This window comes from Atopobiaceae bacterium, from assembly GCA_022483015.1.
GTDB lineage: Bacteria > Actinomycetota > Coriobacteriia > Coriobacteriales > Atopobiaceae > JALCUE01.
This window is the reverse complement of record JAKVOB010000001.1, coordinates 1,882,991-1,896,656: the sequence shown is the minus strand read 5'-3', so window position 1 is coordinate 1,896,656 and position 13,666 is coordinate 1,882,991. Positions and strand designations below refer to the sequence as shown.

Annotated in this window: 10 protein-coding genes; 6 read left to right on the top strand and 4 right to left on the bottom strand. The window is 68.1% G+C overall.

Going from position 1 to position 13,666, the window contains the following annotated elements; translation table 11 throughout:
• The first annotated feature begins 3 nt into the window (after positions 1–3).
• Positions 4–585: a uracil-DNA glycosylase family protein gene (locus tag LKE50_08120; GenBank protein MCH3968555.1), complete on the top strand. Its 582-nt coding sequence runs from the start codon at positions 4–6 to the stop codon at positions 583–585.
• On the opposite strand, the gene LKE50_08115 is transcribed toward LKE50_08120, so the two are convergent.
• Complete coding sequence (locus tag LKE50_08115) at positions 582–1,775, bottom strand: ATP-binding protein (protein ID MCH3968554.1); 1,194 nt, start codon at positions 1,773–1,775, stop codon at positions 582–584. The genes LKE50_08120 and LKE50_08115 overlap by 4 nt on opposite strands.
• A 150-nt stretch (positions 1,776–1,925) precedes the next feature.
• Complete coding sequence (locus tag LKE50_08110; GenBank protein ID MCH3968553.1) at positions 1,926–3,308, bottom strand: MATE family efflux transporter; 1,383 nt, start codon at positions 3,306–3,308, stop codon at positions 1,926–1,928.
• A 176-nt stretch (positions 3,309–3,484) separates the two neighbouring features.
• On the opposite strand from LKE50_08110, the gene LKE50_08105 reads away from it, so the two are divergent.
• Positions 3,485–4,942 carry an SGNH/GDSL hydrolase family protein gene (locus tag LKE50_08105; GenBank protein MCH3968552.1) on the top strand — a complete coding sequence of 486 codons (1,458 nt, stop codon included), beginning with the start codon at positions 3,485–3,487 and terminating at the stop codon, positions 4,940–4,942.
• A 91-nt stretch (positions 4,943–5,033) separates the two neighbouring features.
• On the top strand, positions 5,034–5,792 hold the full coding sequence (locus LKE50_08100; protein MCH3968551.1) for a GNAT family N-acetyltransferase: 759 nt from the start codon (positions 5,034–5,036) through the stop codon (positions 5,790–5,792).
• Between the two features lie 147 nt (positions 5,793–5,939).
• Here the strand turns inward: LKE50_08100 and LKE50_08095 are convergent, their stop codons facing one another.
• Together LKE50_08095 and LKE50_08090 are read right to left on the bottom strand one after the other, a co-directional pair.
• Positions 5,940–7,784, bottom strand: coding sequence for an oleate hydratase (locus tag LKE50_08095; GenBank protein MCH3968550.1), 1,845 nt, complete (start codon positions 7,782–7,784; stop codon positions 5,940–5,942).
• 132 nt (positions 7,785–7,916) lie between these two features.
• Positions 7,917–8,528: a TetR/AcrR family transcriptional regulator gene (locus LKE50_08090; GenBank protein MCH3968549.1), complete on the bottom strand. Its 612-nt coding sequence runs from the start codon at positions 8,526–8,528 to the stop codon at positions 7,917–7,919.
• Positions 8,529–8,816: 288 nt separating this feature from the next.
• On the opposite strand from LKE50_08090, the gene LKE50_08085 reads away from it, so the two are divergent.
• The 3 genes from LKE50_08085 to LKE50_08075 all read left to right on the top strand — a co-directional run bounded on the left by LKE50_08085 (position 8,817) and on the right by LKE50_08075 (position 13,632).
• The gene (locus LKE50_08085; GenBank protein MCH3968548.1) at positions 8,817–10,274 is read left to right on the top strand and encodes a hypothetical protein; all 1,458 of its coding nucleotides are present in this window, start codon (positions 8,817–8,819) and stop codon (positions 10,272–10,274) included.
• Positions 10,275–10,367: 93 nt separating this feature from the next.
• Positions 10,368–11,612, top strand: a complete 1,245-nt coding sequence (locus LKE50_08080) for an HD domain-containing protein (GenBank protein MCH3968547.1) — start codon at positions 10,368–10,370, stop codon at positions 11,610–11,612.
• A gap of 253 nt (positions 11,613–11,865) precedes the next feature.
• Positions 11,866–13,632 (top strand): OPT/YSL family transporter, encoded by a 1,767-nt coding sequence (locus LKE50_08075; GenBank protein MCH3968546.1) that lies wholly within the window; start codon positions 11,866–11,868, stop codon positions 13,630–13,632.
• Positions 13,633–13,666: the final 34 nt, after the last annotated feature.

Genomic DNA, 13,666 nt, shown 5'->3' with positions numbered 1-13,666 from the left:
CCCATGCCCGATTCTGTGGACCCCCGACGGGTGACCCATACCATCGCGCCTGTCATGGACGCGCGCTGCCGCGTGCTCGTGCTGGGCACCATGCCGAGCCCCCGCTCGCGCGAGGTCGGGTTCTACTACGGAAACCCGCAGAACCGCTTCTGGCCCGTGCTCGCCGGGCTCTGGGGCGAACCCGTGCCTGGCGAGGACGTGGCCCGGGCCCATGGGGTCGCACTCTCCCGCGCCGCGATGGATCCCAACCTGGTGGGCGAGGTCAACGGCGAGCGCAGGGACCTGTGCCTGGCCCATCACGTGGCGCTCTGGGACGTGCTCCGGAGCTGCACCATCACCGGGGCGTCCGACGCCTCGATCGCCGATGCCGTCCCCAACGACCTGGCAGGGCTTCTCGCACGCGCACCCATCACGAGCGTCTTCTGCACGGGGGCGACCGCCACGCGGCTGTACCGTCGGCTGGTGGAGCCCGGGCTTGGCATGCCCTGCGTGGGACTTCCCTCCACGAGCCCGGCAAACGCGCGGATGCGGCTCTGCGACCTGGTGTGTGCCTACGGGCCGGTGCGCGACGCAGCCGATGCCTAGGCACGCTCCTGGAGCAGCCAATCGACCACGTCGACCTGCTCGATGCCTCGTCCCAGGTCGATGTCGTGCGGGGCATCGAAGGTGATGACCGTGCGGCGCGTGGTCTTGCTGTCCATGGCCAGGAGCGGCGAGAGGACCTTGCGGTCGGGGACCCCCACCGAGACCTGGCAGCAGACGGGGGTGCCCTCGGGGTCCTTCGTCACGAAGCTGACCTCGCTGTCGTAGCGGCGTCCACGGCTCACCCACCGGTTCCGGCGGAGGAGCTCGAGACAGACCGCGTTGTCTATCAGGCGGTCGATGTCATCGGGGCGGAATCCCAGCCATGCCGTGCGCATGCCGGGGGCACCCACATAGAAGCGCTCGTGGGTGGGGAGGTACTGTCGGCGGACCATGTCATAGCGGCGGATGTAATGGAAGGCGAAGGCGCCGCAGAGGTCGGCGGCCATGGACGAGACCCGCTCTGCCGGGGCCGCGAGGCCACGGCCCTGCAGCAGGTGACGGGTGCGGTTGAGCGACATGGGGCGGTCCACCTCCTCCATGAGGACGCTGACCATGCCTCCAATGAGGGGGTCGTCGCCGACGACGTCGAGCAGGAGGACCTTCTCGTAGGCCTTCCTCAGCTCAGCGAGCATGACTTCCTCGTCCGAGAGGACGGCGAGGCCGGGGTAGCCCCCGTAGCGCAGGTAGCGCAGCAGCGCGTCGTTCTTCTCGGCCTGGGTGGAGGGGGTGCCAGCCGCCTCGGCATAGGCCGCGAACGAGAGGGGCATGACCTCGATGATCTCGCTTCCCGGGTCTGCGCGTACGGACGAGCCGCCACGGAAGAGCTCCATGGAGGAGGACGCCACGAACACGTCGCATCGCGGCGATGAGCGCAGGTACTGGACGGCCAGGCGCACGTCGGGCATGTGCTGGATCTCGTCGAGGAAGACGTAGGCGCGGCCCTCTGGCGGCATGGTCTTGGCGATGTGGCGCACCAAGGCTTGCGGGGCCCTGAGCCAGTCCTGGCCAGGTGCCTCGAAGTCGAGGTAGATGATGTTGTCTGAGGAGACGCCGTCAGCCTTGAGGCTCGCGATGACGTCACGGAGGAGGGTGGTCTTGCCGCAACCACGCATGCCGACGAGCACCTTGACGAGGTCGAGGTCTCGCACGCGCAGGAGCTCATCGAGGTAATGATGCCGAGCGACGTGCACGAGATCCCACGTCCTCTCATGCGACAAGGTTGTATGAACTTGTTCATAGAAAACTCTAGCATTGCCGGCAGGGCCGAATATTGTGAATGTCGTAACGGTTTTGTTACGCCTGGGCGGCGTCGGGCGTGCTAGACGGCATCGGGGAGGGGGCTACGACTCGGCCTTGGCCTGTGTCTCGCGACGAGCCAGCTCGCGCAGCAGCGAGGCGGCCATGGGGATCGAGATCCCCAACGTGATCAGGTCGGAGACGGACTGGGCGAGCTCGACGCCCAGGAGGCCCAGCAAGGCAGACATGACCATGACCGTCGGCGCCAGGATGATGCCGAGGCGTGCCATGCCCAGGAAGCTCGCACGCCAGGTCTTGCCCGTGGTCTGGAGCATGAAGTTGGTGATCATGGCGAGCCCCGTGAGCGGCAGGCTCACGCACTGGAAGCGCAGGGTGGCCGTGCCGATGGCAATCACCTCGGGGTCGTTGCGCAGGATGCCCACGATCTGCGGTGCCACCACGAAGACGACCGCGCAGAATGCCGCGAGTATCACGAGCGATGCCTTCACCGAGAAGAAGTACCCGGCACGGACCCGCTTGTAGAGACGTGCCCCGTAGTTGTAGCCGCAGACGGGCTGGAACCCCTGGCCGATGCCGATCTGCACGCAGTTGCCGATGCCCGTGACGCGGTTCACCACGGCGATGGCCGCGATGGCGGCGTCGCCGAAGGGACGTGCGGCGGTGTTCATGCAGATGGTGGCGACGCCCAGGACCACCTGACGGGCGAGGCTCGGGATGCCCGAGCTCGCGATGGTGCGGTAGAGGCCGACGGAGGGGCGCGCGTCATGGAACGACAGGCGTATGGCTCCGCCCCGGCTGAGGCCTGCGGCCAGGATCACGAACGAGACCAGCTGGCAGATGATGGTGGCAAGTCCCGCCCCGGCGATGCCCAGGCCCGCCCAGAAGATGAGGGCCGGCGCGAGGGCGAAGTTGAGGACGGCCCCCGAGACGAGCCCGACCATGGCGAAGGTCGCGCTGCCCTCGAAGCGCAGCAGGTTGTTGAGGACGAGGCTCGTGCACATCCAGGGGGCGCCGATCAGGATGATGCCGATGTAGGTCGTGGCGTAGGGCATGATGGTCTCGGTGGCCCCGCAGACGGTGCAGATCGGCTCGAGCAGGAGAAGCCCCAGCACGGCGATCACGATGCCGCCCAGGAACGAGCTCGCCACGGCCACCGAGGCGATCTGTCCGGTCTTGGCGACCTCCTGGCGGCCGAGCTCGCGCGAGATGGCGTTGCCCGCGCCCTGGCCGAAGAAGAACCCCACGGCCTGGATGGCCGTCATGGTGGCATAGGCCACGCCGATGGCCCCGGAGGCCGAGGTCGAGATCTGGCCGATGAAGAAGGCGTCGGCGAGGTTGTAGATGGTGGAGACCAGGTTCGAGACGATGGTCGGAATGGCCAGGCTCACGATGAGGGGTGCCACGGGGGCGCAAGTCATCTGCTGGTACTTCTCGTCTGCCGTGGCCGGGGCGATGCGGTGTGGCACGTGGTCCTCTCTGGTCGTCTTGGGACCCCATCGTGACACGTGCCGCCGACAGGTGTCACGAAGGCCGCGCTTCGGCACGAGAATGGCACGGCGCGATGGGGGCGCGGGGAGCGGGGTCGTGCAAGAATGGAGGGGAACCCGGTGCGCCGCGCGCACCTCTCGACGGACGGGGAGCGATGGCACTCGACAACAGCGACGCGCACAAGGTCCCGGACGGCATGCCTGTCCGGAGCTCGTCGCGCGACCTCCTCCATGGTGCCCTGGTCGTGGACGAGCTGGCGGACGGTTGGATGCGCCCGTGGCGGCTCCTTCCCAGCCAGAGGCGTGCGCTCTCGAGCTGCATGGCCTGGCATCCGGGACTCTTCTCGCAGATGGCGCAGTGCACCTCGGGTGTGACCCTCTCGTTCGAGACCGATGCCACGCAGGTCGCCCTCGAGGTCCGGGTCGACCCCGAGCCGCAGGGCACCACGGCCCAGCTCGCCTTCGTCGATGCGATGGTCGACGGCACCCATGTGGCCTCGGTCGAGCGGGCCCGTGCGGCCGAGCGCGACGTCGCCGTCCCGCATGATGGGCTGAGCTGCGACGTCGACGGCACGCACCTCGCCTGCCGCATGCCCTCCCAGGGAGAGGGGCTCGTGCGCTTCGAGCTCGCCTGCGCCGGCGAGGGCGACGGCATGCCTACACCTGCGGCAACGCCACGGCACGGCTCGGCGCTGCCTGGCCTCGTGCCCGGCCGTTCCGTCCGTGTCTGGCTCCCCGCGCTGCGCGGGTGCGAGGTGCGCGACGTGGCCTGCAACGGGAGCTTCATCAGGCCCGTGGCGTCCGCGCAGGGCCTGGCGGGCTCGCTGCTCGTGCTGGGCGACTCCATCGCGCAGGGGTTCGTGACCGATGACCCGGCGCGGTCATGGCCTGCGCTCGTGGCGAGCGGGCTCGGTTGTGACCTCGTGAACCAGGGGATCGGCGGCCAGGTCTTCCAGGAGACCTCCCTGGCCGGGCTCGCCTCGGTGGGCACCCCCTCGTATGTCGTCGTGGCCCTGGGCGCCAACTACCGCTTCGAGCGCTGCGGTGCCAGCCTGGTCGTCGGTGACGTCGCGGCCTATCTGCGCCATGTGGCCCGGGCCTGGCCCGAGGTGCCCTGCCTGGTGGTCACGCCGCTCTGGCATGCCGAGCGTGCCTGGCCGAGCCACCCCGGCAGCTGCTGGGAGGACGTCCCCGGCATCATCACGCACGAGGTCGCGCGCCACGCCAACCTGTACCTGCTGGACGGGCGCGGCGTCATGGACGCGAACCGGCTCCTTCTGGCAGACGGCTTCGACCATCCCGACGCGCGCGGTGCCGAGCAGGTCGCCGACCGCGTGCTTGCCGCGCTGGGGCACAGGGCGCGCGTTCGTGACGCGGGTGCGGCCGTGGCCGGCAGGCGTGGGAAGGGGCATGGGACGGGCATGAGCGGAAAGGCCGACGTGACCCCATGTGCCGCCACGGCCCGTGCTTCTCGCCAAGATGACGTCCCAGGTGCGTCGGGGGCCGCGACCGCCCAGAGGGGTCGCTCGCCTCGGCCTGCGGGCGGCCGTCATGAGCCCGGCGGGCCCGACGCCATGACCGGCCAGCCCGGCGAGCAGCTCCGGCTGGTGTGATGCGGCCCCTGTTGTGCGAGCCCCACTTGTAGTAGGGTCTACCAGCAGCTCATCAGTGCGCAGACCACTGCGCCGTCCTTGGAGGAACCTCATGTCAGATGTCACGCACGGCCCTGTCGCGGCCGACCGGTCCGAGCTCGACAGGCAGGGCCTCGCGACCCTCGAGGCGGGCCCTCGCTGGTGCCTTCCCATGGCCGAGGTGCTGCGGCGTGGGATCGGCCATGTGCTTGCGGCGACGCCTGCCAGCGTGTGCCTCGCGCTCGACAACGGGGACATCCAGATCTGGGCCGACTCGTCATCCGAGGTCAGGCGTGTGCTCGAGGAACATCCCGCTTGGGAGTTCGTGATGCTGGCGGGTCCCGGCCTGGGGCAGGAGGTCTGCAAGGTCTGGGGACTTCCCGAGGGCCGTATCGAGTTCTTCTCGGTGGCCGCGTACACGGCCGGGACGCCCCTGCCGGTCTCGTCCGCCCTCGAGATACGCACGCTGGGCGTGGAGTGGGCCGAGACGGTCCGCGACCACTACACCCATCCGGAGTTCTTCCCCATAGAGGAGATCCGGCGTCGCTGCGCTGCGGGCACGATCACGGGCGGGTTCGAGGACGGCGAGCTCGTGGGCTACATCGGGAGCCACGCCGAGGGGTCCATGGGGATGCTCGAGGTCTTCGAGGGACACCGCCATCAGGGCTACGCCACCGCGCTGGAGTCGGCCAAGATCGACGAGCACCTCTCCCATGGGTGGACCCCGTGGGCCCAGATCTTCGCGGACAACGTCGCCTCGATCAACCTGCAGCACAAGCTGGGCCTCTCGCTCACCCCTGCCGACGAGCAGTGCTTCCTCTCGATCAACTGACGCCTGCCGTCCCGCTCCTGCATCCGCTTCCGCCCCTGCACCCGCCCCTGCATCGAGATAGCGCATCCGGCACCTTTCTGGGGGTCAGAAGGTGCCGGATGCGCTACGTCAACGTGACTGCCGAGAAGGACGGGTGGGTCGCGCCGCCTAGATCAGGCCGTACTCTCGCAGGAGCTTGCCGATGTCGGTGCCGTCGACCTTCTTGACCACGCCGTCGAGCACCGTACGCTCCACCATGTTGAGCTTGAGGTCGCCGAGCTTCTTGCCGTCCTGCAGCTTGGTGGTGGCGTCGAGCAGGCAGCGGACGTCATAGACGCTGCCCCACACCTCGGGCACGCCACGGTCGACGTCGAGCAGGGTGTAGACCGCCTCCATGCCGGTGCGGATGGAGTACTCGGTGGTGAAGATCGTGTCGCGCGGGGTCTCGGCGAACTGGCCCAGGAAGGCGAAGTTCACGGCGCCCTCGGGCACCACGTCGGGGCGGTCGCCGGCGGCGCGCGGCATGAAGAACGCGGTGATGTAGGGCATCATGCAGGTCGTCGTGTTGGCATGCCTCTCGGCCAGCTCCACGATCCTGTCCTCGGGCACGCCGATGTGGTAGAGCCACTCCTCGCAGACCTCGGCGCCGGTGCAATCGCGCATGGGCTTCTTCACGAAGTCACCCGGCTTGTCCGTGAACAGGCTGTAGACCCATACGAGGCAGTGGTCCTTGGGCTGGTCGGCGAACTGCGGCTGGCGGTTGATGGTCCACGAGAGGAGCCAGCTCGAGTCGCGGGCGGTCACGATGCCGCCCGTCACCACGCGCCCCGACAGCGGGTCGCGGTGGCAGATCCGCTGGATGTAGGGGAGGATCTCCTCGTCCAAGGTCTCCACGGTGGCACTCATCCAGTTGGACCGCTCGGGGGCCGAGCAGAACTTCTCGGGGTGACCGAACGAGGGGTCCTGTGCGGCGATCCTCTTCCAGAGGTCCCAGCCGCCGCCCTCCTGGAGCTCGGGCCTCATCGGGGCCGCCGTGTGCTGGCCGCCGAAGGTGGAGTTCTCGACGCAGCCGCCGTTGGTGATGAAGACGAGGTCGTCCTCGGTGAGGTCGATGTGGGTCGTCGTGGCGGCAGACGGGTCGGCGGGACGACCCGAGTCGTCCATCTCGCAGCCCTCGGGTACCTCGAGTGCGGTGATGCGGCGCGCGACCTTCTTGGCCGGGGCGTGCTCGGTGGCCGGCACGATGTCGAAGTCCACGTTGGTCACGCGCACGCCGTAGCGGATGTCGACGCCGAAGCCCTCGAGGTACTTGATGAGCGGCAGGACCATCGACTCATACTGGTTGTACTTGGTGAAGCGTAGGGCCGTGAAGTCGGGAAGGCCCCCGATGTGGTGGACGTAGCGCTGGATGTAGAGCTTCATCTCGAGGGCGGAGTGCCAGTTCTCGAAGGCGAACATCGTACGCCAGTAGAGCCAGAAGTTGCTGTCGAAGACCTCGTCGTCGAAGATCTGGTCGATCCGCTTGTCATAGAGCTGCTCGTTGGGCGTGAGGAAGAGCTGTGCGATCTCCTTGGCGCCCTTCTCGGACAGGCCGAACCTCTTGTCGGTGTGCGCGTCGGCACCCTCGTGCTCGGTGGCGCGGCAGAGGGAGTAGTTGGGGTCGTCCTTGTTGAGCCAGTAGTACTCGTCGAGGACGGTCTGACCCTCGTGCTCGAGCGACGGGACCGTCTTGAAGAGGTCCCACATGCACTCGAAGTGGTTGTCCATCTCGCGGCCGCCACGCATGGTGAAGCCGCGGTCGTCGTAGTGCCAGCCGTCGCAGGCGCCACCAGCCAGCGGGCGGGCCTCGAGCATGTGGACGTGGTCGCCAGGCATCTGGGCGTCGCGCACCAGGTATGCCGCGGCCGAGAGGGCGGCAAGGCCGGTGCCGACGATGTAGGCATGCTTGCCGTCGACGCCCTCGGGCTTGCGCGGACGTGCGAAGGCCTCGTAGTTGCCAGAGCTGTAATACATGGCATCCTCCTTGACGGATTGTCTCTTCCGAGGTTGATGCCCCATTCTGGACACTTCAAGCCTGTCAATGACGCGAAGGTGTAAAAGAGGTGGAGGCAGACGAGGGGAACGTCCGGCCCGTACGTCCGCCGCCTACCGCGCGGCCAGGCGGCGGACGGCCCCGTCGATGGTGCCCTGGGTCACCTGGGCCACGCGCTGGACCAGGTGCTCGGGCTCCTCGCGCATGCCACCCTCGATCCACTCGACCACGCATCCGATGAAGCCGTACGAGTAGAAGCTCGCGATGAAGGCTGCGTCGGCGGCAGACAGGGGCAGACCTGCCGCCTCCTCCCTGACCACTCCCGCCAGCAGCAGGTTGGTCTGCTCACGGAGGTAGCGCTGCGTGAACGCCGGGTCGACGGCATGGAAGGTCGCCTGGACGAAGGCGCGGTTGCGCCGCAGGTACTCGAGGATGGCAAGGAGCCCCTGCTGCCAGGTGTCGTGGGTCCGCTCGGACCCCAGGGCGGCGTCGGCCTCGCTCGAGTAGATCCAGCACACCAGGTCGAGCATGTCGTCGAAGTGGTAGTAGAAGGTCTGGCGTGTGATGGAGCAGGCGGCCGAGAGCTCGCTCACCGTGATGTCGTCGAGCGAGCGGTGGGCGAGAAGGTCCTTCAACTCCCGAGCGATGAGCAGCTTGGTGGGGCATGCCTCGTCCGCACCTTCCGTGTCGGGCGAGCGCCCACTGCGCATACGGCTCTTCTCCATGGTTGCCTCCCTCGCCTCCGTGCGTCCCGATGTCATGTCTGCGTACGTATGAATTGTTCCCAACATCGCATCATCCCTCCTCGCGCGCGGCGTCACCGCATCGATCCTCGATGCGCCTCCTGCCAGACCTGGTGGCGGTCTGTGAATGCCTGATGTCATGGGGGTATCCAGGTTATGCAGGCTTCGCGAGCACCCTATGCGGAATCGCTCCCGCCTGATACTATGTCTCGTTGTGCAATTGGATATATCTGGCTCACCCCACCGGTCCTTGTCCTAAGGAGTACGTCCATGTCAGATGCCCAGGTAGCCGTATCCGCCTCGGATCGGCCTGTGCTTTCCGGCCGTGCGCTCGAGGATGAGTTCTGCTCCATCGCCCGTGAGCTCGGCGGTGACGTCCACGGCCGTGAGTCTGGTTCGACCTATCTGGCCAGCACGCATGCGCGCTCCCACGGCGAGGCCGTCGCCTGGGCCATGAGCCCCAAGATCTTCGACCAGGCCGCCGTCTCGATCCTGCGTGACGCTGCCGAGACCATGGGCCGCATCATGGACAAGGTCACGGCCCGCTACCTCGAGGACACCCCGGAAGGAGCCACCCTCCGCGCGACCTTCGCGCTCCCGGACCCCCTCGAGCGCTATGCCCTCGTCCCCACGGGCTACGACCGCCTCATCCCCCTGGCCCGCGTGGACGTCTTCTTCGACGAGGACACGGGGGACTACCAGTTCTGCGAGCTCAACACCGACGGTTCGGCTGGCATGACGGTCTCTGACGAGGTCAGCCATGCCGTCCAGCTCTCCCAGACCTACCGCGAGTTCGAGTCCCGTCACCCAGACCTGCCCGTCTCGCTGTTCGACGTCACCGGCGCCTGTGTCGACGAGCTCCTCGACGTCTATGCCACCTGGGCCAACATCTCCTGCACCGGCAGGAAGCCCGACCATCCGTCGCTCGCCATCGTCGACTACGCGGAGTCCGTCTCGGCAGACGAGGTCGCCGACTTCGTGGACCAGTTCCGCGACCGTGGCGTCTCAGCCCGCTTCACTGACATCCATGACCTGCGCATGGTGGAGTTCCAGCGTCCCGGGGCCAACGGTCCGAGGACCTGCCGCGTGCTCCGTGACGACGAGGGCCCCATCGACCTCGTGTGGCGCAGGGCCGTCCCGAGCGAGGTCGCCGAGAAGCCCTGCGACGGCGCCGAGGCGCTCGTCGAGGCGCAGGAGGCGGGCCTCGTCTGCGTGGTCGGCGGCTTCCGCACCTGGCCCGTGGCGACCAAGACGGTCTTCTCGGTGCTCTGGTCGGACCTCGCCGCAGACATCCTCTCTGGCGACGAGCTCGAGTTCGTCCATGCCCACGTGCCATACACGGTGAGCCTTGCCCCTGGAGCGGACCTTGCCCCCTACGCCGAGAAGGACCGTTGGATCGCAAAGCCTGCCGGTGGCTACAACGGCTCCGGCGTGGTGGCCGGGCTCGATGTCGATGCCGACGAGTGGTCTCGCGTGCTCGCTGCCACGGCCGCCGACGGTGGCGTCGTCCAGGCCTATGCGCACCAGTACGCCACGCCCACGATCGCAGGTGGCGGCGTGCCCGACTGGGCCGACCCCACCAACTTCGCCCCCGCCAACAACATGGAGGGCCTCTACCTGTTCGGCGGCAGGTTCGCGGGCGTCTTCACACGTTGCGGCTACACCAACACCATCGGCGAGTTCACGAGCCGCTTCAACGTCGGTTGCCTCGTGGTCGGCGCCGAGTAGGGCCCGACGGGGAGCGGCGCGGCACTTCTGTGAGGGTTCCCCTCACAGGTCCTGCGCTTGGGCTACAGTGGAGGGAGTCGAAAGGATTCCCCCATGTCACGCTGCATCAACAGAAAGGCCCCGGGCCTCGCGCTCGAGCTCTCGCCGTCCGTCGCATCCCAGGTCTCCCGCACGCGTGCGCGGGACCTCCTGAGCACGGCCGCCACACCCGACACCGCGGCCATCCGTCGCGACGATGCGCGGCGTGACGAGGACTCGCCTCTGCGCCCACCCTTCGTCCGTGATGCCGAGAAGATCATGCACACCCCTGCGTACAACCGGCTCTCCGGCAAGACCCAGGTCTTCTCGTTCCGTGTGAACGACGACATCACCCGCCGTGGCCTGCACGTGCAGCTCGTGAGCCGCGTGGCGCGGGACATCGGTCGGGCCCTCGGCCTCAACCTCGACCTCATCGATTCCATCGCGCTCGCCCATGACATCGGCCACACGCCCTTCGGCCACGCCGGCGAGCACTTCCTGAACGACGCCTACCATGGGCGCACCGGCCGCTGGTTCTTCCATAACGTGCAGAGCGTCCGTGTGCTCGACGTGCTGTACGGTCGCAACCTCACGCTCCAGACCCTCGATGGCGCCATCTGCCATAACGGGGAGTTCGAGCAGCAGGTCCTTTCCACCTCCGACCTTGCGGGCTTCGACGGCGCCGACGGCTTCGACGCGGTCGTGGAGCGTTGCTGGGCCACCGGCGCCGAGGCCATCTCGCACCTCCGGCCCATGACCCTCGAGGGGTGCGTCGTCCGTCTCGCCGACATCATCGCCTATGTGGGCAAGGACCGTCAGGACGCGATCCATGCCGGGCTGGTGGGCGAGGACGACTTCGCCGACGGCCTCGGCGGTGGCTACAACGCCTGGGCGCTCTCGGCCTTCGTCTGCGACATCGTGGAGCACAGCCTGGGGACGGGCCGCATCCAGATGAGCGAGGAGGGCTTTGGCGAGCTTCGACGTGCCAAGCGCGAGAACTACGAGAGGATCTACAACGCGAGCGAGGTCAACGACGCCTGCTCCGGCGAGCTCCGGGACCTGTTCGCACGCATGTACGAGCGTGTGCTCGCCGACCTCGAGGCGGGCGACGAGTCGGCGCCGGTCTTCCGGCACCACATCGCGCGGCTCGACGCGTACCTCTCGCATTACGGGCAGACCTACGACTGGCAGTCCGACCATGACCTCGCGGCGGTCGACTTCATCTCGTCGATGACGGACGACTACTTCGTGGCCTATGCCGAGGATGCCTTCCCGGACGTGGCTGGCAGCTTCCCGAGGAGCGGCTACTTCGTGCAGTAGGGACGCGACCTGCGAGCGGGTGAGCGTTCGGCGGCTTCGGGTCGAGGACGTCGGACGATGTGCCATGCGGGTGACGTTGCATGTCGGATTCGACCCGTGAGCCCCCTGCGTCAGGCCCGCCTCGTGACGCCTTGCCGCCTGCATTGGATAGACAGGTGTATATCCACCCTGAAATATCTGCCAGTTCGTGCTAGACTGCACGCGTTTGTGCCGCCTACGCGAGACTTGACGCCTCGCCTTCCGAGAGGAACCCATGCCGTCACAGAAGAGCCCTGCCACCTCCCAGTCCATCCCAGGCGAGGGCGCAGGCGAGAGGCCCCGCCGCGCGGCGACCCCGCGTGCCCTCATCATCGGGGCCATAGGCTCGGCCGTCCTCACGGCCAGCTCCCTCTACATCGCACTCAAGATGGGCGCGCTTCCCTGGCCCATCGTCTTCGCTGCGCTCGTCTCCGTCCTGGCCCTCAGGCTCTTCGGCTCGAGCGACCTGCACGAGGCCAACGTGTGCCATGCGGCCATGAGCGCGGGCTCCATGGTGGCCGGCGGCCTGGCCTTCACCATCCCGGGCCTCTGGATCCTGGGCACGGGCGCGCAGGTCAGCCTTCCCGAGCTGCTGGTGGCGACGCTCTCCGGCACGGCCCTGGGCCTCGTCGCCTGCGCGTGCCTGCAGCCCTACTTCATCCGTCAGCGCAAGCTCGCCTATCCCATCGGCGCCAGCGCGGCCGAGACCCTGAAGGCGACGGCCGACGCCAAGAGCACCAACGGTCGTGCCCTGTTCGGAGGCATGGGCGTCTCGGCGCTCTATGCGTTCCTGCGCGACAACCTGGGCCTGCTTCCCTCGCGCCTGTTCGCGAGCACTGCGCTGCCGGGTGTGTCGCTGGGCATCTACAACTCGCCGATGATGATGGCCATGGGCTTCATCGTGGGCGTGGTCCCCGCGGGCGTGTGGTTCCTGGGTGCCCTCATCGGCAACTTCGGCGTGGGCGTGGCGTTCCCTGCCCTCGGCATCTGTGACGTCGCGAGTGCCGGCGACATCCGCACCAGCCTCGGCCTCGGCCTCATGCTCGGCGTGGGCGGTGGCGTCATCCTGCGCAACGTCATCCCCGCCGCCCGTCGGGCCATCTCCGCCCGTCGCGCGGAGTCCGCGGGCGCCGCACTCGGCGATGCCGCGACCACCGTCGTCGGCGGCGTGGGCGAGGGCGAGCTCACGGCTGCCGAGCGTGCCCGCCGTCTCGTGACGCCGCGCTCCGTCGTGGCCATCGTGGTCGCCATCGTGGCCTGCGTTGCCGCCTTCGCGCTCGGCCTGGGGCTCCTTCCCAGCATCGTCATGGTCGTCGGTGCCTGGTTCTGCGTGTACCTCTCCGGCTGGCTCACGGGCACCACGGGCGTGAACCCCATGGAGATCTTCGGCGTGCTGGTGCTTCTCCTGCTCCAGGTGCTCTTCCATGACCTCTCGATAGAGAGCCTGTTCCTGGCCAGTGCCGTCGTGGCTGTGGCCTGCGGCATCTGCGGCGACGTCATGAACGACCTCAAGGCCGGCGACGAGCTCGCCACGCCTCCCGCCGAGCAGTTCTCGGGCATGGTCGTGGGCGGCCTCGTGGGTGCCGTCGTGGCTGCGCTCCTGCTCTATGCGATGGGCATGGTCTATGGGCCTGACGCCTTCGGTGCCGACAAGACCTTCGTCGCCGCCCAGGCAAGTGTCGTCGCCTCCATGGCGGGCGGCATCCCCAACGTGCCGGCCTTCGTGGTCGGCATCGTGGCCGGCTGCGTGATGGCCGCCGTGGGCCTTCCCGTCATGACGCTCGGCCTCGGGGTCTACCTCCCGTTCTATCTCTCCGCGGGTGCCGCGGTGGGCGCGCTCGTGCGCTTCGTCTTCGACCGCATGCACAAGGGCAAGGATGCCGAGAAGACCACCGCGGACGAGTCCAAGGGGCAGGCCATCGCCGCCGGCCTCCTCGGCGGCGAGAGCCTCGTCGGCGTGATCTCCGCCTTCGTGGCACTGGCTGGCCTCCTGGCGGGGTAGGGCTTCGTCTGGTCGACCAAGGGGCCCCGCCGGG